The organism is Flavobacterium sp. LMO6, from assembly GCF_009495795.1.
In the GTDB taxonomy this organism is placed as follows: domain Bacteria; phylum Bacteroidota; class Bacteroidia; order Flavobacteriales; family Flavobacteriaceae; genus Flavobacterium.
Genome location: NZ_WIBH01000090.1, coordinates 1 through 265 on the forward strand (window position 1 = coordinate 1; position 265 = coordinate 265).

At 37.4% G+C, this 265-nt stretch carries 1 protein-coding gene; it reads left to right on the plus strand.

All coding sequences use genetic code 11. The features are described from left to right. On the plus strand, positions 1 to 265 hold a 265-nt coding region (locus tag GFJ99_RS13575; RefSeq protein WP_162524039.1), incomplete at both ends, for a hypothetical protein.

Sequence of the window (265 nt, forward strand, 5' to 3'; positions counted from 1 at the left end):
CTTACACATGGACAGCTATTACAAGTGGTGTAACTGTTGTAGGAGGAACTACTTCTGGAACAATCACAGCTGCATCTACTACAACATCGATTGATTTACAAGTAATAACAAGTAATCCACTAGTAGCAGGAACAATCTATTTTGAAGTTAGCTCTGTTCGAAATGGTTGTGTTGGAAACACATTATCAAGTGGAGTAGTAACAGTTAATCCAAATCCAGGATTGCCAATACCTTCGCCTGTAAAAACTATTTGTAGTGAAAACAG